Below are 26,668 nucleotides of genomic sequence, written 5' to 3' on the forward strand. Positions count from 1 at the left end.
GCGCACCGAGCGGGAACGAACCGGGGCATCGGGAACGGGATCGACGAGCGTCGACCGCGTTCTCGCAGTTCAGCGAGGCTTCGTGGCGTCCGCGATCGGTGACTCACCCTGTGGCACAGCGGTCTCCTGGGGCTCGACCGACAGATGCGTCTGCGTAAAGCCCGTCGGTGATTTGAGTCCGTACCCCACGAGCCGATCCGCCCCGATGTGGCCGATCCACACGAGCGCGACGAGGGTGAGAGTCGGCGCGCCGACCCCGTATCCCACCGCACCCACCACGACCGGGACGGTGTACGTGTGCGCGAAATTGTACGTCACGCTCCCGAGTCGCGGGCCGCGGAGGTAGCCGAGCATCGACAGGTCGGGCGCGAGCGCGAGGACGAGCAGTAGCCAGAGCGGCCCTCTCAGGAAGTAGTATCCGCCGAGTGCGACGCCCAGCGCCGCGGCCCCCTCGATCCTGAGTATCGTCTGTGGATTCATATGATACTAACGTCGGCTCAGAGCAAAAATGATGCGGTCGTACTGCCGCACGATCGCCGTTAGACGCCGCGACGGCGCAGTCCGAGTGACGACTCGAGGTCGTACTCGTCGCCGGTGAGCATGTAGAGGACGTCCTCGATGACCGTCAGGAGCTCTGGGACCTCGCGGACGACGAGGTAGGTGATCCCGACGAGGACGACCACCGCGAGCACCTGGCTGATGATCCGATCTGAGATGAAAAACGAGACCATGTACGGGTCCGTAGAGCCGAACAGGAGCATAATCTCGTCGACGAACCACTGCATATACTGCTTGCCGAACATAATCGTGATGAACGTGGTCCGCAGGAGGTTCAGGCCGTAAATGATGGGGACGGCGATCGCCAGCCCGCGGAGTTTGCGGCGGAGGGGGGCTTTCACCGCGGCGATGAGGCCGCCGAAGATGGCGATGCTCCCGAGTCCCGTACACGCGAGGACGACCGAGACGGTCAGCCGGTGGTCGCCGTCGTAGAAGAGGAACGTGTTGTGATAGCCCTGCTCGCCGACGATCATCTCGGGCGTGTAGCCGAGCGCGTGTACGAGCGCGCTCGTCTGGTCGGCGACGGTCTCCATCAGGATCCCGCGGGGGGCGGGGATCGAGACGCCGAACAGCGAGAGCGCCGGAATGGTCTCGAAGGGCAGGTAGATCAGTCCCATCGCGGCGACCGCCCGCGAGAGAACGAACAGCGTACCTCGGCCGTTCCACAGGAGATAGCCAGTGTACAGCGACGCGGGCACCGCCGCCACCGAGAGGATACCCTCGACGTAGCTCTTCTGCTCGAACGCGAAGTGGGGAACCAACTGGAGCCAAAAGACGGCGAAGCCGACCCACGCGGCCGTGGTGAGGGCTCGCGCGAGTCGCTCGTTTCTGTCCTCAGAGAGCACGCCGACGCCGAAGAGGAGAATGACGGCCCACGCGAGCGAATCGGAGAGCAGGCCGGGCATAGGCGTGAGAATGCGGTTGAGGAATAAATCCCTTGTCGTTCCGTGCGCCGGCGGCGCGAATCCGGTTCCGGCCGCTTACGACTCGGGGTTCAGCACTTCGATTTCGTGACCGTCCTGATCCGTGGTGAACGCGTACCGGTCGTTGCAGGATTCGGGGTCACGGTAGTCCTCGGCTCCGCGTTCCATCAGCGTCTCCCAGTACTCGTGGAGGTCGTCGGCGCGGACACAGAGGTGTCCCCACGCGTCGCCCATCGTGTACGAGCGGCCGTCGTAGTTGTACGTGAGTTCGACGGTCATCGCGGCGTCCGAGGCGCCCTTCGGCTTCATAAAGTAGTTCGCGAAGGTGTCGGATTCCCAGCGACCGTCGGGGACGTACTCGAACTTCCGGGTCCAGAACCCCAGCGCCTCGTCGGCGTCCTCGACGCGGATCATCGTGTGATCGAGGCTCCACGTCGGCAGGTCGGCGTCGCGCTGGACGATCTCGACCTCGTGGCCGTCGGGGTCTTTCACGAAGGCGTAGCGGCCGCCGCAGGATTCGGGGTCGCGGTAGTCATCGACGCCCTCGTCCAGCAACTGCTCGTAGTGGGATTCGAGTTCTCCCTCGGGGACGCGGACGGCGATGTGGCCCCAGGCGTCGCCCATCTCGTAGGTGCGGTCGTCGTGGTTGTAGGTGAGTTCGAGCATCGCACCCTCTTCGTGCATCTCCTCGGGACCGAGATAGACGTTAGTGAAGGTGTCGGCCTCCCAGCGGCCCTTCTCCTCGTAGTTCAGGTGGGTCGTGTACCAATCGAGCGACGCGTCGAGGTCTTCGACCCGCATCATCACGTGATCGAGTACTCCGGACATAGACGACACATCGAGTGCCGCGGTGAAAAAGGATGCCGAACGCGGCGTTCTGTGTTCGGATCCCGCCCCCCCGGGATCTGTCACCCGCGGTCACGGCAGTCTTCCACCCGTCTCCGTCCGTCGAATCGGGTGATCTCCGTCCGTTTCACCGGACCGTCGCGCGGAGTTGTGGCCAGTAACTCCACCAGACGACGACGAGCAGTCCGAACGTCGCCAGTGGCCACGCCGTCCGGTTCGGCTGGATGGAGAATCCCCACGCGAGTCGCACCTGTGCGATCGCGGCGAGAGCGAGGAGGCCCGCCGTGACGCGGGGATCCTCTCGTCCGGCCAGCCACCCGACCACCGCGCTCGCGAGCGCGAGGGCGTAACAGATCACCGACAGCGGCCACGCGAGGATGAACTCGGGGAGACCCCGCGTGTACACGAACAGAAATTCCGGGAGCGAGACCATCGAGACCGGATTCGTGTTCACGAGTCCCCAGGCGAACAGGAACGTGGCGTCCCGGGCGGTGAACACCTGGATCGACCAGGGGAGCAACAGCAGCGCAAGCAGGAGGGCGACGCGAGTCCGCGGTCCGGGCGTCCGTTCCGAGGTGGCGTGCGACGCGGTGTCGGCCCGGCTCACACGTGCTCACTTCCGTGCGACGACGCGCAGGACGTCTTCGTCCCGGAGTTCGTGGTCGCGGCCGACCTGCTGTTCGTCGTGCTTCGCGCTCGGGCCCGTCACCCGCGCGAATCGGAACCGCTCGTCGAGGGTCCCGCCCAGTCTCCTGAGGGCGTCGTCGACGGTGTTCTCGCCATCCATCAGGACCAGCGGTTCGTCGTAATCGACGCCGCGGCCGGGCTTGTCCATGTACACCCGGATGAGTCCCAGTTCCTCCCAGAGCCGCTCTTTGAGTGCGTCGAGGCCCTTCTCGGCCTCGGCGCTGATGAACGTCGCCTCCTCGGGATCGATCCCGACGTCCCGGAGGTCTTCTTTCACGGTGGGGAGGTACTCGCGGTCGATCAGGTCCGCCTTGTTGACCGCCACGATCGACGGCAGGTAGACGCGGTTGTCCATGATCCCGTCGATGAGTTCGTCGATCGTGATGTCTCCGCGGACGGTCACGTCGGCGTTGACGTACCCGTGTTCGCGGAGGACGCTCGCGATGGTGTCGTCGTCGAGGCTGACGTCGTCGGAGGTCGTCACCTGGATGCCGCCCTTGCCGCGCTTCGAGATGGTGATGTTCGGGGGCGAGGTGTCGAGGCGGATCTTGTTGTTGTACAACTCCTGTGCGAGTCGCTCGTAGCGCTCGATCTCGAACACCGAGAGCAAGAACACCACGAGGTCAGCCGTCCGGACGACCGAGAGGACCGCCTTGCCGTCGCCGCGGCCCCCGGCAGCGCCCTCGATCAGACCCGGGACGTCCAGAATCTGGATGTTCGCTCCGTTGTGCTTCAGCATCCCGGGGTTGACGTCGAGCGTCGTGAACTCGTACTCGCCGACTTCGCTGTCGGCGTTCGTGAGCGCGTTGATGAGCGTCGACTTGCCGACGCTGGGGAAGCCGACGAGTGCGACGGTCGCGTCGCCGGTCTTCTCCACTGCGTACCCGTGCCCGCCGCCGCTCGAGGACTGGTTCTCGAGTTTCTCTTTCTTCTCCGCGAGTTTCGCCTTCAGCCGGCCGATGTGCTCCTCGGTGGCTTTGTTATATGGCGTGTTCGCGATCTCCTCGCGGAGTTCGTCGATCTCGTCTTCCAGTCCCATCGGTTATCGTTCGACGACCTGCGTCGAAAAACCTGTTCTTTCCGCCCGATTCGCGCCAGCGACCGAGACCCAGCGAATCGAAGCCCTTTGTACCATCGGGCCCCTACCGGGACGTAATGGACGCTGAACCGGGTCTGTCTGAGCAGTATCGGATGGCGAGCCCCTGGCCGTTGTTCATCGCGCTGGGAATCCCGATCGCCGAACTCGGCATTCTCTTCGGACTGTTGCCGCTCGCTGTCGGCGGCCTGCTGTTGTTCGGCGGGAGCGTCGCCGGGATGGCGACCGAATCGGGGTACGCGCGAACGCCGTGGCGGGCGCTCGTCGTCGTCGCGATCCCGCTGGCGGCCCTGGGCGCCGGGTTCGTCTTCACCACGATCAACCTCCCGAACCGCGGCTTTGCGATCGTCGCGGCCGCGGTCATCTTGGCGGCGGCGGGAGTCGTCGGCTCCGCGTTCAACACGACCAACGACCCGACGTACTGATCGACCGATCGGCGGCGAGCCTCGGTACACCTCCCACTTCCGACGGCGTGCCGTCCCGCCGCTCCGATCGTAGACCGGAAACCAACAAGCTATTTGATTCTCCACCGAAAGGCTGGCGTATGGCGAACAAGATCTTCGACCGGGATACGCTCTTGGACCTCACGGTCAACGTCGTCCCGCTGTTCATTATCGGCTTCTTCGTCGTCGGCTTCGTGGTGCTCGCACCGTTCGGTATCGACCCGCTGGCGTCGGCGATTCAGTTCGGACTGCTCGCCGTGCCGTTCGTCCTGCTCGCGGTCCTGACGTACTTCGCCGGCCGCGCTGTCGCCGGAGCGGAGCACTCCAGCGACGTGTATCTCCCCGGGCAGGCGAGCGTGCGCGGTGCCGAACCACTCGAGGAGTTCGACGACACGCCCGAGTCGCTCGAGCGGGACCAGACGAACGCCGTCGAAGGTGAGACCGCAGACGACGCGGCCGACGACCACTGATTACGCGGCTGACGACCACTGATTACGCGGCTGACGACCGCTGACGACGCAGTCGATCACCCTGCCGTTCGGGGCATCGTTGTCGCCGCCGGCCGCAGTTTTCGCCCCCGTCGGTCCGTCCGATGTCTCACGGTTTCGCCCGGTGCAACGATCCCTGCGCATCGACCGCCACCGTCCCGAACCTTTCATTACCTTTCGTTCCTCAGGTGCTTCTATGCAGGTCAACGGACAGCTCGCACTGACGGTCCTGATGGGGATTTTCCTCGTGGCCGTCGCCGCGTGGCTGGCGCGGATCGAGAACTGGCGCTCGTACACCCCGATCGGGGGCGGTGGTGCGCTCGGACAGCAGGAAGGGTACGTCTCGGAAGAGAAACCGTCCGGGATCATCCGCTGGCTCACGACAGTCGATCACAAGGACATCGGACTCCTGTACGGTACGTACGGTCTGATCGCCTTCGTGGTCGGCGGACTGATGGTCACCGTGATGCGGATCGAACTGATCGACCCGGGGATGTCGTTCATCTCCAATCAGTTCTACAACTCACTGCTGACGAGCCACGGCATCACGATGCTGTTCCTCTTCGGGACACCCATCATCGCGGCCTTCGCGAACTATCTGGTGCCGCTGCTCATCGGCGCGGACGATATGGCGTTCCCGCGGATCAACGCCATCGCGTTCTGGCTGCTCCCCCCGGCGGCACTGCTCATCTGGGCCGGGTTCTTCCCCATCCCGGATCTTATCCCGGCACAGACCGCCTGGACGATGTACACGCCGCTGTCTGCGGGTGTCGGTGCCGGTAATCAGGCCAACGCCGGCGTCGACCTGATGCTTCTCGGACTCCATCTCTCGGGCGTTTCGGCCACGATGGGGTCGATCAACTTCATCGCGACCATCTTCACCGAGCGCGGCGACGACGTCTCGTGGGCGAACCTCGACATCTTCTCGTGGACGATCCTCACGCAGTCGGGACTCATCCTGTTCGCCTTCCCGCTGCTCGGCAGCGCGCTCGTGATGCTCCTGTTCGACCGCAACTTCGGCACGACGTTCTTCGCCGGTGAGGGCGGGGCGATGCTGTGGCAGCACCTGTTCTGGTTCTTCGGCCACCCCGAAGTCTACATTCTGGTGTTGCCGCCGATGGGCATCGTCAGTTACGTCCTCCCGCGGTTCTCCGGCCGGCGGCTGTTCGGCTTCAAGTTCGTCGTCTACTCGACGCTCGCGATCGGGGTCCTCTCGTTCGGCGTCTGGGCGCACCACATGTTCGCGACGGGGATGGATCCCCGACTTCGCGCCTCGTTCATGGCCGTCTCGCTCGCAATCGCGATTCCGAGCGCCGTGAAGACGTTCAACTGGATCACGACGATGTGGAACGGCCGGGTGCGGTTGACCACGCCGATGCTGTTCTGTATCGGCTTCGTCTCGAACTTCATCATCGGCGGCGTCACCGGTGTCTTCCTGGCGTCGATCCCGGTGGACCTGATCCTCCACGACACCTACTACGTCGTCGGGCACTTCCACTACGTCGTGATGGGCGCGATCGCGTTCGCCGGCTTCGCGGGCCTCTACTACTGGTACCCGCTCTACACCGGCCGGATGTACCAGAAGACCCTGGGCAAGGCGCACTTCTGGCTCTCGATGGTCGGGACGAACATCACGTTCTTCGCGATGATCCTGCTCGGCTACGGCGGGATGCCGCGGCGCTACGCGACGTACCTCCCGCAGTTCGCGTCGCTCCACCAGGTCGCGACGATCGGCGCCCTGATCCTGTTCGTGGGGCAGGTCATCTTCGTGTGGAACTTCGTCCAGTCGTGGCTCGAAGGCCCCACGGTCGACGACGGCGATCCGTGGGATCTCCGCGAATCTGGCCTCTACACGGCCGAGTGGGACTGGTACGACCAGAAGCTCCAGACGGCGATCGCCGACGGTGGCGAGGAGGAAGACTCCGTGCTGACCGACGGCGGCGACGAGGAAGAGTCAGTCCGGACTGACGGCGGCGACGTCGACGCAGCCGACGACTGACTGCGACCGACGCTCGATCCGTGTTTTTCACGCTGTTACGACATCGGCCAGAACGCCGACCGGCCCGTCCCGATACGGTTCGCTCCCGATCAGACGACGAGGACGATGCCCGTCGCAAACATCAGGACGACGACTGCAGCCAGGATAATCCCGAGGAGATCTCGATCGGTCATACCCACCGTTCGCCGCCGTCGGGCAAAGGTCCGTCGGTCCCGTGAGCCCGCCAGAACGGGCCGTTTAAGCGCTCGCGAGACACACGTCCGATGTGACCGAACGGGAGGCCGATCCTGACGCGGGTGCACAAGCCAGCGAGGGAGAGTCCGGCGACGCGACCGAAGCGGGGCGAGACGGCTCCCGGTTCGTCATCCAACTGTACGTCGCGCTCGTCGCCGTCGGGGCGACGGCCGGGTTGTTGACCGGAACGTTCGTCGACGGACTCACCGCGCCGCGGTTTCTGTTTCTCGTGGCGCTGCCGCCGACGCCACTCGGGTTCGCGCTCTACGGGGGGCTGACGCTCGCGCTTGTTCTCGGCGTCCCGCTCGCGCTGGTCGTCTACGTCTCGCAGTCGATCGACGGCGAGTGAGTGCAGTCTTCGAGGCCGAAGAGATGGCGAACAGCCGGCAGGCAGCAGACCCACGACGGCGTGCCGGACACCCGCGGACCGGCGTGGGTTCGATCCTCACGTCATAGGGTCGGTGGACCCCCCATCTGATATGAACCTTCGTCAGCGTCGGATCGGCTCCCCGCGACCCTTTTTATTCCAGGCGGCTGTAGTCTCGACCGATGGACGTAGACGAACACGCCGAGGAGCTCGCCTCCGCCCTCGGTGTCGACAAAGCGGAGGTCAAAGACGACCTGGAGAACCTCGTGTCGTATAGCGTCCCGATCGACGAGGCGAAACAGAGTATCCGTCGGAAGCACGGCGGGAGCGACGGAAGCGACGCCACGCCGACGACGAAGGACGTCGCCGCGGTGACGCCCGAGGACGGCAACGTCACCGTCACCGTGCGCGTGCTCTCTGTCGGCCGCCGCTCGATCAGGTATCAGGGTGACGAACAGGTCATCCGCGAGGGCGAGTTCGCGGATGCGACCGGCAAGATCTCCTACACCGCCTGGGAGGACTTCGGGTTCGAGCCCGGTGACTCGATCACGATCGGCAACGCCGGCGTCCGCGAGTGGGACGGCGACCCAGAACTGAACGTCGGCCAGTCGTCGACCGTCGCGCTCGAGACTGACCCCGTCGACGTGCCCTACGAGGTCGGCGGCGACACCGACCTCGTCGAACTCCGCGCGGGCGACCGTGGGCGGAACGTCGAGGTCCGCGTGCTCAAGGCGAACGAGCGCGTCATCGACGGTCGGAACGGCGAGACGACGATTCGCGAGGGCGTCGTGGCCGACGAGACGGGACGGTTGCCGTTCACCGACTGGGAGGCCCGATCGGAACTTCGCGAAGGTCACGACTTCCGGTTCGAGGAGGTGTACGTCCGCGAGTTCCGCGGCGTGCCGCAGGTCAACCTCTCTGAGTTCTCGACCGTCACGCCGCTCTCCCGCGAGGTCGCGGTCGAAGATGAGGCCCCGCGGATGCGGATCGCCGAGGCGGTCGGCTCCGGCGGGCTCTTCGATGTCGAACTCGTCGGCAACGTCCTCGAAGTCCGGGACGGCTCTGGGCTCATCGAGCGCTGCCCCGAGTGCGGACGCGTCCTCCAGAACGGACAGTGCCGCACGCACGGCGAGGTCGACGGCGAGGACGATATGCGCGTGAAGGCGATCGTCGACGACGGGACGGGGACGGTGACGGCGATCCTGGATCGGGACCTGACCGAGGAACTGTACGGCGGCACGCTCGAAGAGGCGATGGCGGCCGCCCGCGACGCGATGAGTAAGGAAGTCGTCGCCGACGAGATCCGCGAGCGCGTCGTCGGCCACGAGTACCGGGTCCGAGGTAACCTCTCGGTGGACGAATACGGCGCGAACGTCGAGGGCAGCGAGTTCGAGCGTGCGGACGACGATCCCGCGACGCGTGCGACCGAACTCCTGACGGAGGTGCGCTCGTGAGCGACGCGCCACAGACCCGCGAGGTCGCCCGCCGCGTCTTCGCGGCCGAGTTCGACGACGCGACGCTCTCGTACTCGGAGGGCGACGAGGAGCGCGCCCCGAACTACGTCGTGACGCCGACGGGCGCGCGCATCAACCGCCTGTTCGCCGTCGGCGCGCTCACCGAAGTCGAGGCGGTCAACGACGAGATTGTGCGTGGGCGGGTCGCCGACCCCACGGGCGTCTTCGTCAGTTACGCCGGGCAGTACCAGCCGGACGCGATGGCCTTCCTCGAACGCGCGACGCCCCCGTCGTTCGTCTCGCTGACGGGGAAGGCCCGGACGTACCAACCCGATGACTCCGACCGCATCTTCACCTCGGTCCGGCCGGAGAGTCTCAACGAAGTCGACGCCGACACCCGGGACCGCTGGGTCGTGGCCGCCGCGGAGGCGACGCTCGACCGCATCGCGACGACAGCCGCGGCGCTGAAAATAGACGCGCGCGGCGACGACCTGCGCGCGACACTCGAATCTCGGGGGGTCGAGGGGGCGCTCGCACAGGGGGTCGCGCTCGCGCTCGATCACTACGAACCCACCGAGCACTACCTCGAAGCCGTCCGGACGATGGCGGTCCAGGGGCTGGAACTCGTCGCCGGCGACCGCGAAGCGGTCGACAGTCTCGACGTCGCCCCCGACGAGACCGGCCCCGACACGCTCGGCCCGCTCCCCGCCGTCGCCGCGGCGTCGGCCACGGCGGACGAGGACGTCGCTTCTGCCGTCGGCGGGACGGCTTCGAGTGCGGGCGGCGCCTCCGCCGACGAATCGACGGACGCCACCACCACGGAAGTGACAGACGACGCGGCAGCGACGGGGTCCGACACCGGCGCCGACGTCACCGACGCGGAGTCCCCGGGGAGCGTCGACGACGCCTCCGACGGCGAGTCCGCATCCGGGGCTTCCGACACTGCGGAGACGGCAGAGGCCCCAGAGAGCACCGCCTCGGATCCCGGCGCTGACGCCGAACAGACCGAGAGCGAACCGGCCGCCGACGAACCGACCGCATCGGAGGCGGCTGGCGTCGGCGACGACCCCGTGAACGCGGCAGCGCCAGCGGACGACCCCGACTCGGGGTCCGACGGCCTCGGCGACTTCGGCGTCGAGGACGAGGCAGTCGTCGCCGACGAACCGACGGGCGACGAGGGCCCCGCAGTCGGCGGAGGGACGACGAGCGGCGACGAACCGGCGGGTGGCAACGAATCGACGGCCGACGAACCGGCGGCCGACGAAGCGTCGGCGGCCGCCGACCCCGACCTCGACGAGGGCGAGATGTACGAACTCGACCCCGAGGAGCGCGCGGAGATCGAGGCCGAGTACGGGACCGAGTTCTCGACCGGGAACGAGGTCAGTGAACCGGGAGAGGCCGACATCGACGTCCCGGACGTCGAGGAACTGGAATCGGCGGCTGCCGGTGCGGTGCCGAGCGAGGACTCGACAGCGGACGATTCCAGGGTCGATTCGACTCCCGACACGGGGACCGACTCGGCGGAGACCGACGCGGAGACAGCGGTCGATTCCGCCGACCCGACCGAGGAATCACCGGCCGCAGTCGAGGACTCGCCCGGGGACGACCCGTCCGCCGATCACTCGTCACCAGACGACCCGGACGCTTCGGCGTCGTCGGACGCCGTCGCCGAGGCGCGCGAGACCGACCCATCGGACGTCGACCTCGAAGCCGCCGCGGTCTCGGTGATGGCGGAACTCGACGACGGCGACGGGGCCGACCGCGAGGCCGTCCTCGCGGCGGTCGTCGACGAGTACGGCGTCGACCCCGACGCCGTCGAAGACGCCATCCAGGAGGCGCTGATGAGTGGACAGTGCTATGAGCCCTCCGAGGGGACGCTGAAGGCGATCTGACGCGGATGGCCGGAGCCGATTCGGGGCCGGCGCTCGTCGAACCCGTCCCGGGCGCCCCCGCCGCCCGCGCGTCCGTCGATGGCGAGACGGCCCTCGTCGTGGCCGACTACCACGCCGGCATCGAGGTCGGACTCCGGTACGAGCGCGGGGTCGAACTCGAAAGCAACGCCGACCTCCGGCGGATCCGTCTGGTCGGCCTGCTCGATCGCGTCGATCCCGACCGACTCGTCGTCCTCGGCGACCTCGGGCACCGGATCGGCGACGCCGGCGACCGGGAGGCCGACGAACTCGCCACCCTGTTGACGGCGGTCCTCGACCGCGTGCCGGTGACGATCGTCCGCGGCAACCACGACGCCGGGTTCGATCCCGACGAGTTCGGCCAGTCAGGACGGCACCCGCTCGCGATCACGGAGCCAGCGGGGACCCGACTGGGTCGCGTCGGGTTCCTCCACGGGCACACCTGGCCCGCACGGGCAGTCGTCGAGAGCGATATCCTCTGCGTCGGTCACGAGCATCCCGCGGTGCGCCTCGAAGACGAGGTCGGCGGCGGGCGCAAAGAGCGCGCGTGGCTCCGTGGCCCGCTCCGTCCGGAGCCGTTCGCCGACCATCTGGGCGTCGCGGCCGACGACCTCGACTGGCGGAATCCAGCGGTCGTCGTCTTTCCGGCGTTCAACGACCGCTCCGGTGGGACCTGGGTGAACGTCGAGGGACAGGGGTTCCTCTCGCCGTTCCTCCCCGACGCGCTCGTCGCCGACGCCGTCGACGCGTACCTCCTCGACGGCACCAGACTCGGGCCGTACCGGACGGTCTGACCGGGGTCGATTCGGATCGGCCGCGGACACGGCGGTCGCTCAGATCCCACCGATCAGCAGGGCGAGCGCGTAGCCGACCGCACCGAGGACGGCGGCGACGACAGTGAGATCCCACTTCTCGGGGCCGCCAACGTCTTCGGGTCTGCGGAGCGCGTATGCGGCGCTCGCGACGATGAGCGCACCGGCGGCGGCGCTGACGACTGCGCTCGTGTCGCTGAGACGGAACGAATCGGCGACTGACGCGATCGAGAAGAGACCGTACGCGAGGAGGGCACTCCAGAACGTATTCCGGGGATTCACAGGTGCCGTTTCGTCAGCGAACACAAAAATACGCAGCCACCTGGAGTCTCGTCCGTCGGCGAGGCCGACGGCCCGGCCGGTCCTGTCGGCGCCGATCTTTTTGCGCCCCAGCGCGAGCGTGACGTATGCGAACCTCGACGATCGTGCTGATCGCTGGTGTACTGTTGTTCGCGCTCCCGATCCCGGGCACGTTCATATTGGGTGTGCTCGTGGCGGCCACCGGCGTCGCGCTCAGAGTCTTCGTCGAGTGATCCGCCGGCCGGCCGGGACCGCCCGAACGCTGCGCTTAATCCGCTCGCGCCGGTAGTACCGTCGATGTCGGACGGCACCGCCGCGCGGGGAATGGACGCCTTCACAGCCCTCGGCGACGCCGTACGCGCTGCGCTCTCCGAGCGCGGGTTCGAGACCCCGACCGAGCCACAGCGCCGCGCGATTCCGCCCCTCGCTGCCGGCGACGACGCCCTGGTGATCGCGCCCACCGGCACCGGCAAGACCGAGACGGCGATGTTGCCAGTCTTCGACGCGATCGTTCGCGCCGACGACGAGTCCCGACAGGGGCTCTCGGCGCTCTACATCACGCCCCTGCGCGCGCTGAACCGCGATATGCGCCAGCGGCTGGAGTGGTGGGGCGAGACGCTGGACGTTGAGATCGACGTCCGTCACGGCGACACGACCCAGTACCAGCGTGGCAAACAGGCCGACGACCCCCCGGACGTGCTCGTGACGACCCCCGAGACGCTGCAGGCGATGTTGACCGGGAAGAAACTCCGGCGCGCGCTTTCGGACGTCCGCCACGTCGTCGTCGACGAGGTCCACGAACTCGCCTCTGCAAAGCGCGGCGCGCAACTGACGATCGGGCTCGAACGCCTCCGAGCACTCGCGGGGCCGTTCCAGCGAATCGGGCTCTCGGCGACGGTCGGATCGCCCGAGGAAGTCGGGAAGTTCCTCACCGGCGACAGGGGGTTCGAGATCGTCGAAGTCGACGTCGGTAGCGACGTCTCCTTCACCGTCACGCACCCCGAGGTGACGGCCGCGGACGAACGTCTGGCCGGCGAACTCGCGACCGACGCGGAGATCGCGAGCCACGTCAGAGTCATCCGTGACCTCGTCCGCGAGCACGAGTCTACCCTAGTGTTCGTCAACACCCGGCAGACCGCCGAGGCGCTCGGCTCCCGGTTCAAGACGCTCGGTGAACCCATCGAAGTCCACCACGGATCGCTCTCGAAGGACGTCCGGATCAACGTCGAGGACCGGTTCAAGGCCGGCGATCTCGACGCCCTCGTCTGCACGTCGTCGATGGAACTCGGCATCGACGTCGGCCGCGTCGACCACGTCGTCCAGTACGGTAGCCCCCGCGAAGTTTCCCGGCTCCTCCAGCGTGTGGGCCGCGCGGGCCACCGCCGCGACGAGGTGTCCCGCGGCACGCTCGTCACCGCCGAACCCGACGACACGCTGGAAGCCCTCGCGATCGCTCGCCGCGCCGAGGCCGGGGAGGTCGAGCCCGCGCGGATCCACCACGCCAGTCTCGACACCGTCGCAAACCAGATCGTCGGCGTCGTGATGGACGAGGGCGAGGTGTCGGCGCGGCGGGCGTACGAGATCGTGACCGCGGCCTACCCCTTCGCTGATCTGGAGGAAGCGACGTTCCGCGAGGTCGTCCGCGAACTCTCGAAGAACCGGCTCCTCTGGCTGGAGGAAGACGCCGACCGACTCGAGAAATCCGGCGGGACCTGGCAGTACTTCTACGCCAACCTCTCGATGATTCCCGACGAGGAGACCTACGAGGTCCACGACATCTCCTCGCGGGGCCAGATCGGCACGCTTGACGAGCGCTTCGTCGTCAACTTCGCCGAACCGGGGGCCGCGTTCATCCAGCGCGGCGAGATGTGGCGCATCAACGACATCGACGACGAGGAGGCGCGGGTCAACGTCACCCCGATCGAGGACCCAAGCGGCGAGGTCCCCTCCTGGACCGGCTCGGAGATCCCGGTCCCGCAACACGTCGCGCGCGAGGTCGGTGAGATCCGCGGCGTCGCCGCCGAGCAGTTCGGAGGGGGAGCCTCCCGCGAGTCGGTCGCTCGCGACCTCCGGCACCGCTATCCGACCGACAGCGACACGCTCGAAGCGGCGCTAGACCCGATCGAGCGACAGGTCGACGCCGACCTCCCGGTCCCGACGGCCGAGCGACTCGTCGCCGAGGGGCAAGCCCGCACGGTCGTCCTGAACAGCTGTTACGGCCACCGGATCAACGAGACGCTGGGGCGGGTGCTCGCCGCACTCGTCGGCCAGCGGACCGGCTCCTCGGTCGGGATGGAGGTCAGTCCCTATCGGATCGAACTCGAAGTGCCGACCCGCGCGTCGGTCACCGACGTCACGGACGTGCTGGAGACGACCGATCCCGCACACGTCGAGGCCGTCCTCGAACTCGCGCTGCAGAACTCGGACGCGCTGAAGTTCACGCTCGCTCAGGTCGCCGCGAAGTTCGGCGCGCTCAAGCGCTATCAGGGTCGGGACCGCTTCGGGGCCGACCGGCTACTGGCCGCGCTCGAAGACACGCCCGTCTACGACGAGGCCGTCCGCGAGGTGTTCCACGTCGATCTCGCCGTCGAGGCGGCGGCCGACCTCCTCGCGGGGCTGCAGGGCGACGCGGTGACGCTCGCGACCGCTCGCGAGCGGACCCCGATCGGGACGGGCGGCCGCTCGAGCGGTCGCGAGTTACTGGTCCCAGAGAACGCCGACGCCAGCGTGATCGAGGCCGTCAAAGAGCGGATCAGGAACGATCGCGTTCGACTGCTGTGTCTGCACTGTTCCGACTGGGAACACAAGACGAAGGTGCGTCGCGTCCGCGACCAGCCCGAGTGTCCCGAGTGCGGTGCGACCCGGATCGCCTGTCTGAACCCCTGGGACGAAGAGACCGTGGCGGCGGTCCGTGCCGACGCCGCCGACCGCGATGACGAGGCGGAGCGACTGGTCGAGCGCGCGTATCGGTCAGCGAGCCTGGTCCAGAGCCACGGTAAGCAGGCCGTGATCGCGCTGGCGGCCCGTGGCGTCGGCCCGCAGACCGCCGCGCGGATCATCGCGAAACTCCGCGAGGACGAGGCCGACTTCTACCGCGACATCCTCGAACAGGAGCGGCAGTACGCCCGGACGCAGTCGTTCTGGGACTGACGGGTGGGCTCGTGGGTGCCGATCACGCTTCCTCGGAGGGGCCGACTGCGTCGACGGCCGCCTCGACGTGCCGGCGTTCGATCAGCACTTCGTCGGCGTGCTCGTTCGCGGCGGCCCCCTCGTAGGCGGCCGCGACGTCCTCGATCGCGCGCATCGCCGCCTCGCGGACCACGGCGGCGACGTCCGCGCCCGAGTACCCCTCTAACTCCCGCGCGAGGGCGTCGCGGTCGACGTCCTCGCCGAGGGGCTTGCCGTCGAGATGAACGTCGATGATCTCACGCCTGGCGGCTCGGTCGGGGGCCGGTACCGCGACGTGTGACTCGAGGCGACCGGGGCGGAGCAGCGCGGGATCGAGTGCCGCCTTCCGGTTCGTCGCCGCGAGCACGACGAGGTTGGGATGATCGGCCAGCCGGTCGAGTTCGGTCAGGAGCTGTGAGACCACGCGCTCGCCGACGCCGGAGTCGCCGCCTGCGGCGTCGCGGTCGGTCGCGACCGCGTCGATCTCGTCGAAGAAGACGATCGCCGGCGCGGCCTGTCGCGCCCGCTCGAACACCTCACGGACGGCCTTCTCTGATTCGCCAACGTAGCGATCTAAGAGTTCGGGGCCCGCCACCTGGACGAAGTTGACGCCGCTCTCGCCGGCGATGGCGCGCGCGAGCAACGTCTTGCCCGTGCCCGGCGGGCCGTGGAGGAGCACCCCCGTCGGCGGCTCGGTCTTCGCCGCCTCGAACAGCGGGCCGTAGGTCAGCGGCCACGTCACGGCGCGCTCGAGCGTCCGCTTGGCGTCTTCGAGGCCACCGACGTCGTCGAACGTCGTCGTGGGCGACTCGGCGACGTACTCTCGCATCGCCGACGGCTCGACCGCGGCCATCGCGGCCTCGACGTCTGCGCGCGTGACCTCGAGATCCGTGATCGGTGCCTCGACGTGCTCCTTCCGCCCGCGACGGAGGGCGTTCATCGCCGCCTCGGTCGTCAGCGACTCCAGATCGGCGCCGACGAAGCCGTGGGTTCGACTCGCCAGGCGCTCGACGTCGACGTCGTCGGCGAGCGGCATCCGCCGGGTGTGGACCTCGAGGATCTCTCGGCGGCCCTGTTCGTTCGGCACGCCGATCTCGATCTCGCGGTCGAAGCGACCGCCCCGCCGAAGCGCCGGGTCGAGCGTGTCGACGCGGTTTGTCGCGCCGATGACGACGACGTCGCCGCGGGCGTCCAGCCCGTCCATCAGCGAGAGCAACTGGCCGACGACTCGGTTCTCGACGTCCCCGCCGTCGTCTCGCTTCCCCGCAATCGAGTCGATCTCGTCGAAGAAGACGATCGCCGGCGCGTTCTCCCTGGCCGTCTGGAACTTCTCTCGGAGCTTCTCCTCGGATTCGCCCTTGTACTTCGACATTATCTCCGGCCCGGAGACGTCGACGAAGGTCGCATCGACCTCGCTGGCGACGGCCTTCGCGATCAGGGTCTTGCCCGTCCCCGGTGGCCCGTGGAGCAACACGCCCTTCGGCGGGTCGATCCCGAGGTGGGCGAACACCTCCGGCCGCGAGAGCGGGAGTTCGATCATCTCGCGGACGAGGTCCAACTCCTCGTCGAGACCGCCGATGTCCTCGTAGGTGACTGTCGGTCCCGGCTCTGATCCACCGACGTCGCCCCCGGAGCCCCCGCCGGACGCCGAGCCGGTCGGCCCACCCGCGGCACCGCCATCGCGGCCGCTTCCGGCGACCGCCGACACGACGCGACTCAGCGTCCCGTCCCGTTCGAGACGGAGTTTCGTGGCGTCTGTCACCCGGACGCGACCCGCGGGGGTCGTCTCGCTCACGACGAACGGGGATTCGCTCAGCGACTCGAAGTGGATCTGGCCGCCCGGCTGGATCGGCCGGTCGCGGATCGCGCGTTTGATGAGTTCGACGGCACGGTCGTCGTCCGCGAAGGCGACGTCGTCCGGCATCGACAGCGTCACCGACCGGGCTTCCTCGACGTCGACCTTGCGGACGCGGACGGTCCCGTCGATCTTCGCGCCCGCGTTCGTCCGCGTGTCGGCGTCGACGAGGACGACGTTCTCCGCGACGCCGCCACCCGCCGGCCACACCTTCGCGACCGTCTCGCGCTCGCCCTCGACGACGACGGTGTCCCCACTGAGTACGCCCAGTCGCCGCCGCGCCGCCTCGGGGAGTCGTGCGATCCCGCGGCCGGCGTCCCGCTTTTCGGCGCCCCGAACGACGAGTTCGAGGCCCTCGTCCGCGTTCATACGGTACGTTCGGCGCGGTCGGTCTTTTGTCTTGCCCGCGGGGGAAGCGTTTTGCCGGACGCCACCTTCTCACAGCGTATGGTGAACACCGTCGAACGGGACGGTCAAACGTGGTACGAGTGTGAGGAGTGCGGCCTGTTGCTCGAAGACGAGACGGAAGCGAAGACCCACGAGGAGAACTGCAGCGCCGAGGAGCCGTCGTATCTCCAGTGAGCGGGCTGCGGCCGGTCTCTCCGTCACTCGATGAGGAGCCAGCCCGCGATCGCGACAGCCGCCGTGACGATCGCGACGACGAGGAGTGAGAGCAGGATCTCGCCGACCGCGGTGATCACGGCGAGTCCGACGACGAGCGCAACCGCAACCACGCCGAGGAACGCCAGTCTTTCTCGAGAGTCGAGCCCGATCTGTGCGAGAAGTGTCGACGCCGTATCATCGAAGAACGTCGCCGTCCCGCGGCTCGAACGCGTCGGACGCGATCGTTGACGGGCCTGCCGACTACGATTTCGGTTCGCGGTTCCGCCGCTGCCCGACGCCCCGGTGTGGGTGGCGGCCGCGCTGGCTTCGCTGGCCACTGTCTCCTCGGCGCCGTCGTCGGCGGTGGTCGGACCGTCGTCGACGAACGTGAGGTCGACGCGGGTCGTCTCCGCGCCGTACCCCGTGACGATTTCGAGGACGCCACGCGCCGGCGCGTGTTCCGGGACGACCCCGATCGGAATCCGGCTCGTCTCGCCGCCCTCGACGTAGTGGTTCGTTTCGTCGATCCGCGCGACCGCCGAGAGGTCGTCGTCGAAGTGGAGGTGAACGTGAACCGGCCCACCGCGATTCGCTAAGACGACGTGGAACGGGCCGCGGACCGTCGCCTCGTCGGGCGCGTCGATCGCGTGGACTGCCCCCTCGTTCAGTGCCACCCGAAGCGACTCTGACACGACCCGACTGACGTAGCGGACGAGTAAAAGCGTTCAGGTGGGTGGCGGTCCGGACGCGACGATGATTTATTAGGCCCTGCGGTGTACCCGGACCCACGATGGCCACGGTCGAGGTCCAGGGGCTGACCAAACGCTACGGCGAGACGCTCGCGAACGACCACCTGGAATTCGCAGTCGAACGCGGCGAGATATTCGGCTACCTCGGCCCGAACGGCTCCGGAAAATCGACGACGATCCGACAGCTACTCGGCTTTCACGCGCCCACTGAGGGCACCGCGACGGTTCTCGGCGCGGATGTCAGAGACGAGGCCGCGCTCCAGTCGGTGAAAGATCGGATCGGATTCCTCCCGGGCGAACCCGCGTTCGACGGGAGCGTGACGGGCGCCGAATTCTTGGACTACCACGCCCGACTCAAGGGCGATCCGCGGCGCGAGGAACTCCTCGGACTGTTCACGCCGCCGCTCGACCGGAAGATCCGCGAATACTCCACGGGGAACAAGCAGATGCTCGGGATCGTCCAGGCGTTTATGCACGATCCCGACCTCGTGGTGATGGACGAACCGACGTCGGGCCTGGATCCGCTGAAACAGGAGGCGTTTAATCGGTTCCTCCGGGGCGAGCGCGACGACGGCAAGACGGTCTTCTTCTCCTCGCACGTCCTCGGCGAGGTCCGGCGCGTCTGCGACCGCGTCGGTATCATTCGTCAGGGGCGACTGATCACCGTCGAGAATGTCGAAGAACTGCTTCAGCGGGGCGGCAAGCGCATCCGCATCCACACGGACACGCCCCTGCGAGCGGCCGACCTCGATCTCGACGGTATCGTCGAGTTCGAGACCGAGGGTCGAGAGGTCCAGTTCACGTTCACCGGCGACTACGACGTGCTCTTCGACGAACTCACGACCCACCATGTGATCGACGTCGAGATCGAAGAACCGCCCATCGAGGAGGTCTTTCTGCACTTCTACGGGGACGAACATGGGACTTGACACGACGCGCTATGAAGCCCGTCGACGCATCCGTGGGTCTGTCGCGTTGACGAGTATTCTGGCCGCGTTCGCGGTGCTCGTAGTCTATCTCTACCCGTCGATCGCGGAGTCGAGCGCCGACATCGACGCGCTGATTCAGGCCTTTCCCGAATCGGTCCGTCAGGGGCTCGGCATCGAAGCGTACTCGTCCATCGAGGGCTTCGTCGCCGCGGAACTGTATCAGTTTCTGTGGATTCTCCTCCTGGGGCTGTATATGGCCTACACTGCCGGTGGCGCTTTCGCCGGCGACATCGAGTCCAAGCGGCTGTACCTGGTGCTCGCAACGCCGATCTCCCGGGCCCGCCTTCTCGTCGAGAAGACCCTCGCGCTGCTCACGCCGCTCGTCGTACTCAATCTGGTACTTCCGCTCGTCGTCTTCGGCACGACCATCCTCATCGATTACCCCATCGATCCGGCCTACCTCCTGGCGGTGCACGCCGTCTCGATCCCCTATCATCTGGTCTGTCTCGGCATCGGTCAGGTCCTCTCGATTGCCTTCAGTCGCGGCAACACGGCCCAGCTGGGCGGCATCGCGATCATATTCCTGCTGTTCCTGCTCGACTCGGTCACTGCCGGCACGGACTACGAGTGGCTCGGACGCGTGAGTCCCACCCGGTACGTGGATCCCACGGAGGTCCTCCTCGAAGAGACGATCCGCATCGGCGACGCGGTGTTCCTTCTCGCAGTCGCGTTGCTCTTGCTCTTCGCCAGCTTACTCGTATTTCAGTCCCGAGACGTCTGACGCACTTCCGCGCCACCGCGTTTCGGGCTTGGGGCCAGATATGTAACCTGACCCATAATTTTACACTGGATGGCGGTGTCTGTGCCGAGCAATGCCCGCACACGCCGTCCATCGATTCAGCTCCGTCCAGCCTTTCGCGGCTCCCCGTCGGCACGAACGCGAGGGACCGGATCGATGAGCGAACGGTTTGTGGTCCTCGTGATGGCCGTCCTGATCGCTCTTGCGGGCGTCACTCCGGCCGTCGTGGCTGCCGATCAGGTCACTGGATCGCCCGACATCTCTCTGCAGGCGCCCGCGAACGAGGTCGCGCCGGGTACCGACGTCGAACTCCCGGTGTACGTCTCCAACGAGGGTCGACTCCAGGAGTCGGGGCCGGACGGGCTCGTCGCGCGGGTGACGACTGCGCGGGCCGTACGGCTCACCGCGCGGGACAGTGAGACGCCGATCGAGGTCAACACCGGGACCTATCCCGTTGGCAACGTTCCCGAGGGCACGTCCGGTCCGATTCCGCTCTCGCTGACGATCCCCGAAGACACGCCGCCGGGTACCTACCGGATCCCGGTCCGGGTCCGGTACAGCTACGCGCCGTCTGTCGACTACGGGTCCGGGACTGACGGTCCCGAGTACCGCTACGTCGACCGGCGCGAGACGCTCGCCGTCTCGGTGATCGTCAGGGACCGCGCGCAGTTCGCTATCGTCGACGTCGACTCGGCCGCGCGGGTCAGCGGCGACGGTCCGGTTTCGATCACGGTCCGGAACACGGGAACGGCCCCGGCGCGCGCGGCGACGCTTCGGGTGCATTCGTCTGACGATGAGGTGACGTTCGGCAGCGGAGCGGATCGATCGGACGCCTTCGCCGGGACCTGGGCGCCCGGCGAGAACCGCACTTTCGAGTTCCGGGCGACCGTCGCTGGCGACGCCGTGTCACGGCAGTATCCCCTCAACGGGACCGTCGCATTCACCGGCGTCGCGGGCGTCGAGCACATGTCGCGACCGCTGAACGCGGGGCTGCAGGCCCGTCCGGAGACCTCCTTCTCGGTGGGGAACCTCTCGGCGGAACTCCACGTCGACGAACCCGGGACGATCCGTGGTGAGATCCGCAACGAGGGACCGATCGCCGTTGACGACGCAGTCGTCGTCTTCCGGTCCGCCGGCTCGGTGACGGCGACCGACCGCGCGGCGTCGGTGGGCCGCCTCGACCCCGGTGAGAGCCGGTCGTTCACCTTCGACGTCGACGTGGGATCAGCGGCCTCGGCGGGAGACCGACAGCTGAATCTCTCGGTCCGCTACCGCGACCCCCAGGGGACGCGCCACCGGAGCGATCCGCTCACACCGACGGTGTCGGTGGATCCCGAGCGAGACTGGCTCCGACTCGCCGCGCAGAATGCGACGTTCGGCATCGATACGGACAACCGGTTGGCCGTTCGCGTCGAGAACACGGAGGACGTCGCGCTGTCGAACCTCAGGGCGCGATTGGAGACCGAACCGCCGTTCTCGACGGAGTCGCGGCTCGCGTACGTCGATCAGCTCGACCCCGGCGAGACCGAGACGCTGGCGTTCGGGCTCACGGTCTCAGAAGACGGGGTGGCGACTCGCTCGTCGATTGCGGTCACCGTCACCGCCGAGCGGCCCGACGGGGAGCGGATCACCGTCGACACGTTCGTCGTGCCGGTGTCGGTCGCCGCCGAGCAGCGTGCGAGTGACACGACTCTCCTCGCGATCGGGGCGCTCGTCGCCGTGGTCGCGATGATCGGGGGGTGGTGGTGGCTCCGCCGCCGATGACGCCGTCGGCGGAGACGCTCTCTGGCCGAGACTCGAATCCGGATCAGTCCTCGTCGCGCATATCCGGGGGCAGGAGGTTCGGGATGCCGTCCTCGATGGGGTAGACTTCGCCCGTGACGGTTCCGATGAGTCGCCCTTCGATGATCTCGTCGCCGTCGCGTTCGTCGACCTCGAGTTCGAGGTCGCTCTTGTCGAGGGGGTCACAGAGGATGTCCATCAGTGACTCTTTCATCGGTCGATAGGTGGCGAGCGGCGGTGAAAAGACTACGGGTTCCCGGTGACTGCGCCGGAGGTTTATCACCGAAGGGGGGATCACCGACTCTGTGATCTGACGAATGCCCCGCGTCGGGTTGCGGTCGTCCGGCACGTCGACGCGGGATCGGTTCGAGAACGGGTGTGCCGGCTGCTCGCCTTACTGCTCGAAGGGATTCTGTCGTTCGATCGTCTGTGCGCGGTCGGGACCGACGCCGATGGCGTAGATGGGGGCGTCGACCGCATCGGCGAGGTACTCGAGATACGTGCGGGCGTTCTCGGGGATCGCGTCGTACCCCTCGGCGGCGACTTCGCTCCAGTCGACCTCCGGCCACGGCTCGAACTCGCGGAGGTTCGGCTCACAGCGGCCCCAGCGCTCGGTCGTCGCGGGCATCGACAGGAGTTCCTCGCCGTCGAGATCGTAGGAGTGGCCCACTTTCACTTCGTCGAGTCCCGCGAGCACGTCGATGTGGTTCACGGCGATGCCGGTGAAGCCGTTTGCGCGCGCGGCGTGCCGCAGCATCGGCACGTCCAGCCAGCCGATGCGTCGGGGACGGCCGGTGACAGTCCCGAACTCGCCGCCCTTCTCGCGAATGTAGTCCGCTAGCTCCTCGTCGTCACCGGTCAGTTCGGTCGGGAGCGGTCCCGTTCCGACGCGAGAGAGATACGCCTTCACGATGCCGACGATCTCGCCGCGGCCGACGACAGTCGGCCCGACGCCGGTGCCGGTAGCCGCACCGCCAGCGGTCGGATTCGAGGAGGTCACGTAGGGATAGATGCCGTGATCGATGTCGATCGAGGTTCCCTGTGCGCCCTCGAACAGCACGTTCTCGCCGGCGTCGACGTGCGAACTGAGGAACTCGCCGGCGTTGACGGTCATCGACTCGCGCTCGAGGCGCTCGCCGATCTCTCGGTACGTTTCGTAGACAGCGTCGACGTCGAACTCCTCGCCCGCCTCGACGCCGAAGACGTCCTCGGCGAGCGCGCGCTTCTGCGGGACCACGTACTCCAATCGATCGCGGAGCACCGCTGGATCGAGAAGGTCTCCGATTCGGATGCCGCGACGGCCCACTTTGTCCTCGTACGTCGGGCCGATGCCGCGACCGGTCGTGCCGGCGTCGAGATCGGAATCCGACTTCGCCTCCTCTTCGATTCCGTCGAGGACGCGGTGATACGGCATAATGACGTGTGCGCGCCGAGCCACGCGAACGTCAGGATCGAGCCCGCGCTCGCGCAATTCGTCGATCTCCGAGAACAGCGTCTTCGGGTTGACGACACAGCCGTTTCCGAGGACGCCGACCTTGTCGCGGACGGCCCCGCTCGGGACCAGCGATAGCTTGTACTCATCGCCGTCTTGGACGACGGTGTGGCCGGCGTTGTCGCCGCCCTGATACCGGGCGACCACGTCGGCGTCGCCTCCCCACAGGTCGACGAGCGCGCCTTTGCCCTCGTCGCCCAGCTGGGAGCCGACAATCGTGACGGTCATACGTGCCGCTTCTGCGCCGGCGGTGAAACCCATTACGGTCCGTCGCGCAGCGACCTAAACCCTCGTGACGCCGCTTGATCGGGTGCAACGCCCGGGTTTCGATTGCGAGTTTGCGAGAGCCACGGCTCGATCGAGCGGGATCGGAGGGGCCGTCTACGGCTCCCGTTAACAAGATTAATTACGCGGACCGGCCTACTTCCACCTGTCCACTGTCTCGCGGTTCGGCGTCCGGAGGGCAAGGTTTAAATCCCGACCAGACAAGTTAACAGATGACATGATAGACCGACTCGAAAAAGAAGTGGATATGCTTGAACGCCACTTACAGGTCCTGAGAATGGTTATCGAGAGCGAACCCATCGGCATCGTCAAGATGTCGAACGAGACGGGCTACCCCCATCACAAGGTCCGCTACTCCCTCCGCGTCCTCGAAGAAGAGAACCTCATCGAGCCGTCCAGTCAGGGTGCCATCACGACCGAGCAGACCGCTGAATTCGTCGACGAACTCGACGAGAAACTCGATCAGATCGTCGACAAACTCGACGAGATGAAGATCGAAGAGACCGTCGAAGTCGAAAACTGAACGCTGTATCGGATTCGTCTCCGTCGCTATAGATCCGGAACGTTCAGGTGGAATTCGCCGTTTCGGGCCTCGACTAAGCAGAGGTGATAGCCGCGTTTTCGCGACTGTTTGACGTACGAGAGCTTGTTCGAACGGGAGAGCAACCCTCCGCCGGTGGCCCCTGCGACGGTCTCCAGCGCGCCCGGCTCGTAGAACGACTCGGTGACGTAGAAGCCCGAAGCCAACGACTCTTCGCTTTCGGCGATCGTCTTGGCGTTCTCGACGAGCGAACTCACCATCGCCTCGGTGGTCGCGTTGCGGGAAGCGTTGATGTCGGCGACGAAGAGGGGATCGCCCATCTGATCTCGGAAGATCACGTCGAAGTCGCGCTGCTCGACGCCCTCGTCGCCCTCGATCCCGACAGATCCGTCGAGTTCGATCCGGTCGATCTCCGGAATCGCATCGAAGACGCCGCTCAGCGACGAGCGGTTGCCCGTCTCGCCGATCTCGTAGAGCAGGTCGATCACGACCCACTCGGCAAACGAGTACTCTGTCGTGTCTCGGAGGAACTCCTCGTAGGGGCGATCGTCGACGACGAGGCCGTCGGTCTCGAAGGTGGTGTGGTGTTCGAGACGGAGGTTGGCGCTGACGTCCTCTCGGGTCGATTCGCCGTCGTGGGCGTGTTCGAGCGTCGCCTCGCTCTTTCGGTCGTATCGCACGAAGAGATTCGTCCCAGCGAGTGCGCGCTCGGGCGGCATCGTCTCCGTGTCGGTTCCGACCGCCTCCTCGACGCCTGCTCCTACGGCTTCCAGACGGTCGATTTCCGCCTGGAGTTCGTCTCGCTCGGCTTCGAGGTCTGCGACGAGCGTCCGCTGCTCGTCGAGTTCGGCTTCCAGTTTGTCGATGCGCTCCTGCTGTTGGTCCCGGGTCGCGGCGAGCTCGTCGCGTTCGGTTTCGAGCGCTTCGATCCGGTCTCTCGCCCGCGAGAGTCGCTTTCGGAGGCGATCGGCTTCCGGCGACTCCTCGGAGTCGGACCGACTGCGACTCCGGCGTTGCTCTCGGCCGGACGCCGTACGCTCCCGCGTCCGCGCTGCCGGCTGGCGCTGTGTCATCTGTGCCGTGGCCTCGCGGGCCGAGTGCTGGTCGGCGTCCGCGCCATCGTCCTGGGCCCGGGCCTCGCCACTCGACTCACTCGGGTCCAGCGACGGGATCGTCTGCGCCTCCCGCCAGCGCGCCTCGTCGGAGAACACGCCGTCTGCACCGTCGGCGTCCGCCGCTGCCGACTCCTCTGGGTCGGCTGCATCGACCTGGGGCTCGTTCGGGTCGTCTGTCGGGGGAGGATCTGTCCGGTCCGTCTCGGGCTCGTCCGGAGTGGTCGCGTCGGTGGAGTCCGCGACCTCGGCCGCCGACGCCTGTGTCGTGGCCGCCACCGACTCGGTATCGGTCGTCGCCTCCGCCTCCCCAGACGGCTCCTCGTCGGCGTCGGCCGACACCGGATCTTCGGCCGCGACTCCCCCGTCGTCGGATTCGGGAGAGTCGGGCTGATCGGAAGTTTCGCGGGCCGTTACGGCGTCGTCCTCGGCTGGTCCGTCCACGTCGGAGCCGGTGTCGGGCCCTTCTGTCACTCCTGCGTCGGAGCCGGTGTCGGGCCCTTCTGTCACTCCTGCGTCGGAGCCGGTGTCGGGCCCTTCTGTCATTCCCGCGTCGGGATCGGCTACCGCGGCGTCTTCGGAGGCTGTCTGTCCCGCGTCGTCGCCGGACTGTTCCGCGTCGTCTCCGCTGCTGGCGTCCTCCTCGGAGGTGGGGTCGGCCGCCGGATCGGATTCCGGATCCGAGTGGTCCGGAATCTCGGTCAGTTCCACGTCGACGTCTGTGACCTCGTAGATCCCGACCTCGTCGGCGGCGCGCTCGAACGCCTCGTCCCCCGTGATGAGCCGTTCGGAACTGCCTACGAAGGCGGCACTCATCGACTTCCCGCCGTGGTAGACGACGTAGTAGTCCCCCGAGAGCACGTTCTCCGACAGTTCGATGTAGCCCGTGAACCCGCCGCTCGACAGCGTCTGATCCGCGTCCGAGAGCGGCGTCTTGTTGGTGTAGTAGTTCGCCCGCGTCTCGCCGCCGCGCTCCTGCATCGAGAAAAGCAGTGGCAGGCTGGGATCGGCGGCGCGGTACGCAGTGAACTGTGCGTCCTCGAAGTCCTCGATCTTCCCCTCGAACACCCCGACGATCCGGCCGTTCAAGAAGAAGGCCCACGTCGTCCCGGCGGAGACGGCCCCGCTAAACTCCGATTCCGAAAGCTGGTGGAGCCCCTCGTATCCGTCCGGCGCGGCGACCGTCTCCCAATCGGTCACCACGTCGATAGTACGACTGTTCATCCCTATGTGTAT

The 26,668-nt window shown here is 67.1% G+C and carries 25 protein-coding genes; 14 read left to right on the top strand and 11 right to left on the bottom strand.

What is annotated here, in order from left to right:
* Positions 1-69: 69 nt before the first annotated feature.
* The 5 genes from BLU74_RS12070 to BLU74_RS12090 form a co-directional block, all read right to left on the bottom strand.
* Positions 70-480 carry a DUF4260 family protein gene (locus BLU74_RS12070; protein ID WP_089767559.1) on the bottom strand — a complete coding sequence of 137 codons (411 nt, stop codon included), beginning with the start codon at positions 478-480 and terminating at the stop codon, positions 70-72.
* Positions 481-539: 59 nt separating this feature from the next.
* Positions 540-1,463: an archaeosortase A gene (artA, locus tag BLU74_RS12075; protein ID WP_089767561.1), complete on the bottom strand. Its 924-nt coding sequence runs from the start codon at positions 1,461-1,463 to the stop codon at positions 540-542.
* A 75-nt stretch (positions 1,464-1,538) separates the two neighbouring features.
* The gene (locus tag BLU74_RS12080) at positions 1,539-2,309 is read right to left on the bottom strand and encodes a VOC family protein (RefSeq protein WP_089767564.1); all 771 of its coding nucleotides are present in this window, start codon (positions 2,307-2,309) and stop codon (positions 1,539-1,541) included.
* Between the two features lie 145 nt (positions 2,310-2,454).
* The gene (locus tag BLU74_RS12085) at positions 2,455-2,934 is read right to left on the bottom strand and encodes a TIGR04206 family protein (RefSeq protein WP_089767568.1); all 480 of its coding nucleotides are present in this window, start codon (positions 2,932-2,934) and stop codon (positions 2,455-2,457) included.
* Positions 2,935-2,940: 6 nt separating this feature from the next.
* Positions 2,941-4,053, bottom strand: coding sequence for an OBG GTPase family GTP-binding protein (locus tag BLU74_RS12090; protein ID WP_089767570.1), 1,113 nt, complete (start codon positions 4,051-4,053; stop codon positions 2,941-2,943).
* 116 nt (positions 4,054-4,169) lie between these two features.
* Here BLU74_RS12090 and BLU74_RS12095 point away from each other — a divergent pair, with 116 nt between their 5' ends.
* The 7 genes from BLU74_RS12095 to BLU74_RS12125 all read left to right on the top strand — a co-directional run bounded on the left by BLU74_RS12095 (position 4,170) and on the right by BLU74_RS12125 (position 11,799).
* Positions 4,170-4,535, top strand: coding sequence for a DUF7541 family protein (locus BLU74_RS12095; RefSeq protein ID WP_089767572.1), 366 nt, complete (start codon positions 4,170-4,172; stop codon positions 4,533-4,535).
* Between the two features lie 119 nt (positions 4,536-4,654).
* Positions 4,655-5,023, top strand: a complete 369-nt coding sequence (locus tag BLU74_RS12100; RefSeq protein ID WP_089767574.1) for a DUF6684 family protein — start codon at positions 4,655-4,657, stop codon at positions 5,021-5,023.
* A 250-nt stretch (positions 5,024-5,273) separates the two neighbouring features.
* Complete coding sequence (locus BLU74_RS12105) at positions 5,274-7,040, top strand: cbb3-type cytochrome c oxidase subunit I (protein ID WP_089767824.1); 1,767 nt, start codon at positions 5,274-5,276, stop codon at positions 7,038-7,040.
* A 265-nt stretch (positions 7,041-7,305) separates the two neighbouring features.
* Entirely contained in the window at positions 7,306-7,623 is a 318-nt protein-coding gene (locus BLU74_RS12110) for a DUF7520 family protein (RefSeq protein ID WP_449271657.1), read from the top strand.
* Positions 7,624-7,823: 200 nt separating this feature from the next.
* Complete coding sequence (locus tag BLU74_RS12115) at positions 7,824-9,095, top strand: Single-stranded DNA binding protein (RefSeq protein ID WP_089767577.1); 1,272 nt, start codon at positions 7,824-7,826, stop codon at positions 9,093-9,095.
* A complete protein-coding gene (locus BLU74_RS12120; RefSeq protein ID WP_089767579.1) occupies positions 9,092-10,987 on the top strand; it encodes a hypothetical protein in 1,896 nt (631 codons plus the stop codon). Before BLU74_RS12115 ends, BLU74_RS12120 begins: the two co-directional genes overlap by 4 nt.
* A gap of 5 nt (positions 10,988-10,992) precedes the next feature.
* Complete coding sequence (locus tag BLU74_RS12125) at positions 10,993-11,799, top strand: metallophosphoesterase (protein ID WP_089767582.1); 807 nt, start codon at positions 10,993-10,995, stop codon at positions 11,797-11,799.
* A 39-nt stretch (positions 11,800-11,838) separates the two neighbouring features.
* On the opposite strand, the gene BLU74_RS12130 is transcribed toward BLU74_RS12125, so the two are convergent.
* A complete protein-coding gene (locus BLU74_RS12130; protein ID WP_089767585.1) occupies positions 11,839-12,099 on the bottom strand; it encodes a hypothetical protein in 261 nt (86 codons plus the stop codon).
* Between the two features lie 125 nt (positions 12,100-12,224).
* On the opposite strand from BLU74_RS12130, the gene BLU74_RS19500 reads away from it, so the two are divergent.
* Both BLU74_RS19500 and BLU74_RS12135 read left to right on the top strand, forming a co-directional pair.
* On the top strand, positions 12,225-12,350 hold the full coding sequence (locus BLU74_RS19500; RefSeq protein WP_281241851.1) for a hypothetical protein: 126 nt from the start codon (positions 12,225-12,227) through the stop codon (positions 12,348-12,350).
* A 64-nt stretch (positions 12,351-12,414) separates the two neighbouring features.
* Positions 12,415-15,267: a DEAD/DEAH box helicase gene (locus tag BLU74_RS12135; RefSeq protein ID WP_089767587.1), complete on the top strand. Its 2,853-nt coding sequence runs from the start codon at positions 12,415-12,417 to the stop codon at positions 15,265-15,267.
* Between the two features lie 22 nt (positions 15,268-15,289).
* Here BLU74_RS12135 and BLU74_RS12140 read toward each other — a convergent pair whose 3' ends face one another.
* Positions 15,290-17,509, bottom strand: coding sequence for an AAA family ATPase (locus BLU74_RS12140; RefSeq protein WP_089767589.1), 2,220 nt, complete (start codon positions 17,507-17,509; stop codon positions 15,290-15,292).
* A 78-nt stretch (positions 17,510-17,587) separates the two neighbouring features.
* Here BLU74_RS12140 and BLU74_RS19505 point away from each other — a divergent pair, with 78 nt between their 5' ends.
* On the top strand, positions 17,588-17,722 hold the full coding sequence (locus BLU74_RS19505) for a DUF7128 family protein (protein WP_281241852.1): 135 nt from the start codon (positions 17,588-17,590) through the stop codon (positions 17,720-17,722).
* Positions 17,723-17,745: 23 nt separating this feature from the next.
* Here the strand turns inward: BLU74_RS19505 and BLU74_RS12145 are convergent, their stop codons facing one another.
* A complete protein-coding gene (locus BLU74_RS12145; RefSeq protein WP_139175755.1) occupies positions 17,746-18,435 on the bottom strand; it encodes a DUF7524 family protein in 690 nt (229 codons plus the stop codon).
* A gap of 98 nt (positions 18,436-18,533) precedes the next feature.
* Here BLU74_RS12145 and BLU74_RS12150 point away from each other — a divergent pair, with 98 nt between their 5' ends.
* From BLU74_RS12150 to BLU74_RS12160, 3 genes are all read left to right on the top strand, one after another.
* Positions 18,534-19,421, top strand: a complete 888-nt coding sequence (locus BLU74_RS12150) for an ABC transporter ATP-binding protein (protein WP_089767594.1) — start codon at positions 18,534-18,536, stop codon at positions 19,419-19,421.
* Positions 19,411-20,202, top strand: a complete 792-nt coding sequence (locus tag BLU74_RS12155; RefSeq protein WP_089767597.1) for an ABC transporter permease — start codon at positions 19,411-19,413, stop codon at positions 20,200-20,202. Before BLU74_RS12150 ends, BLU74_RS12155 begins: the two co-directional genes overlap by 11 nt.
* Before the next feature lie 174 nt (positions 20,203-20,376).
* Entirely contained in the window at positions 20,377-21,984 is a 1,608-nt protein-coding gene (locus BLU74_RS12160; RefSeq protein ID WP_089767599.1) for a COG1361 S-layer family protein, read from the top strand.
* 43 nt (positions 21,985-22,027) lie between these two features.
* Here BLU74_RS12160 and BLU74_RS12165 read toward each other — a convergent pair whose 3' ends face one another.
* Both BLU74_RS12165 and BLU74_RS12170 read right to left on the bottom strand, forming a co-directional pair.
* Complete coding sequence (locus tag BLU74_RS12165; RefSeq protein WP_089767601.1) at positions 22,028-22,216, bottom strand: methytransferase partner Trm112; 189 nt, start codon at positions 22,214-22,216, stop codon at positions 22,028-22,030.
* 180 nt (positions 22,217-22,396) lie between these two features.
* Positions 22,397-23,722, bottom strand: coding sequence for an adenylosuccinate synthase (locus BLU74_RS12170; protein ID WP_089767603.1), 1,326 nt, complete (start codon positions 23,720-23,722; stop codon positions 22,397-22,399).
* A 274-nt stretch (positions 23,723-23,996) separates the two neighbouring features.
* Here BLU74_RS12170 and BLU74_RS12175 point away from each other — a divergent pair, with 274 nt between their 5' ends.
* Entirely contained in the window at positions 23,997-24,302 is a 306-nt protein-coding gene (locus tag BLU74_RS12175; protein ID WP_089767606.1) for a hypothetical protein, read from the top strand.
* A 26-nt stretch (positions 24,303-24,328) separates the two neighbouring features.
* Here BLU74_RS12175 and BLU74_RS12180 read toward each other — a convergent pair whose 3' ends face one another.
* Complete coding sequence (locus tag BLU74_RS12180) at positions 24,329-26,656, bottom strand: DUF7527 domain-containing protein (RefSeq protein ID WP_089767608.1); 2,328 nt, start codon at positions 26,654-26,656, stop codon at positions 24,329-24,331.
* Between the last annotated feature and the right edge of the window lie 12 nt (positions 26,657-26,668).

It is taken from the genome of Halobellus clavatus (genome assembly GCF_900107195.1).
Classification (GTDB): domain Archaea; phylum Halobacteriota; class Halobacteria; order Halobacteriales; family Haloferacaceae; genus Haloquadratum; species Haloquadratum clavatum.

Coding starts and splice junctions, on each gene's coding strand:
- BLU74_RS12100 (WP_089767574.1), top strand. CDS start 4,655: ATGGCGAACAAGATCTTCGACCGGGATACGCTCTTGGACCTCACGGTC.
- artA (WP_089767561.1), bottom strand. CDS start 1,463: ATGCCCGGCCTGCTCTCCGATTCGCTCGCGTGGGCCGTCATTCTCCTC.
- BLU74_RS12150 (WP_089767594.1), top strand. CDS start 18,534: ATGGCCACGGTCGAGGTCCAGGGGCTGACCAAACGCTACGGCGAGACG.
- BLU74_RS12140 (WP_089767589.1), bottom strand. CDS start 17,509: ATGAACGCGGACGAGGGCCTCGAACTCGTCGTTCGGGGCGCCGAAAAG.
- BLU74_RS12125 (WP_089767582.1), top strand. CDS start 10,993: ATGGCCGGAGCCGATTCGGGGCCGGCGCTCGTCGAACCCGTCCCGGGC.
- BLU74_RS12155 (WP_089767597.1), top strand. CDS start 19,411: ATGGGACTTGACACGACGCGCTATGAAGCCCGTCGACGCATCCGTGGG.
- BLU74_RS12090 (WP_089767570.1), bottom strand. CDS start 4,053: ATGGGACTGGAAGACGAGATCGACGAACTCCGCGAGGAGATCGCGAAC.
- BLU74_RS12180 (WP_089767608.1), bottom strand. CDS start 26,656: ATGAACAGTCGTACTATCGACGTGGTGACCGATTGGGAGACGGTCGCC.
- BLU74_RS12095 (WP_089767572.1), top strand. CDS start 4,170: ATGGACGCTGAACCGGGTCTGTCTGAGCAGTATCGGATGGCGAGCCCC.
- BLU74_RS12135 (WP_089767587.1), top strand. CDS start 12,415: ATGTCGGACGGCACCGCCGCGCGGGGAATGGACGCCTTCACAGCCCTC.
- BLU74_RS12160 (WP_089767599.1), top strand. CDS start 20,377: ATGAGCGAACGGTTTGTGGTCCTCGTGATGGCCGTCCTGATCGCTCTT.
- BLU74_RS19500 (WP_281241851.1), top strand. CDS start 12,225: ATGCGAACCTCGACGATCGTGCTGATCGCTGGTGTACTGTTGTTCGCG.
- BLU74_RS12175 (WP_089767606.1), top strand. CDS start 23,997: ATGATAGACCGACTCGAAAAAGAAGTGGATATGCTTGAACGCCACTTA.
- BLU74_RS12115 (WP_089767577.1), top strand. CDS start 7,824: ATGGACGTAGACGAACACGCCGAGGAGCTCGCCTCCGCCCTCGGTGTC.
- BLU74_RS12070 (WP_089767559.1), bottom strand. CDS start 480: ATGAATCCACAGACGATACTCAGGATCGAGGGGGCCGCGGCGCTGGGC.
- BLU74_RS19505 (WP_281241852.1), top strand. CDS start 17,588: ATGGTGAACACCGTCGAACGGGACGGTCAAACGTGGTACGAGTGTGAG.
- BLU74_RS12080 (WP_089767564.1), bottom strand. CDS start 2,309: ATGTCCGGAGTACTCGATCACGTGATGATGCGGGTCGAAGACCTCGAC.
- BLU74_RS12170 (WP_089767603.1), bottom strand. CDS start 23,722: ATGACCGTCACGATTGTCGGCTCCCAGCTGGGCGACGAGGGCAAAGGC.
- BLU74_RS12165 (WP_089767601.1), bottom strand. CDS start 22,216: ATGAAAGAGTCACTGATGGACATCCTCTGTGACCCCCTCGACAAGAGC.
- BLU74_RS12105 (WP_089767824.1), top strand. CDS start 5,274: ATGGGGATTTTCCTCGTGGCCGTCGCCGCGTGGCTGGCGCGGATCGAG.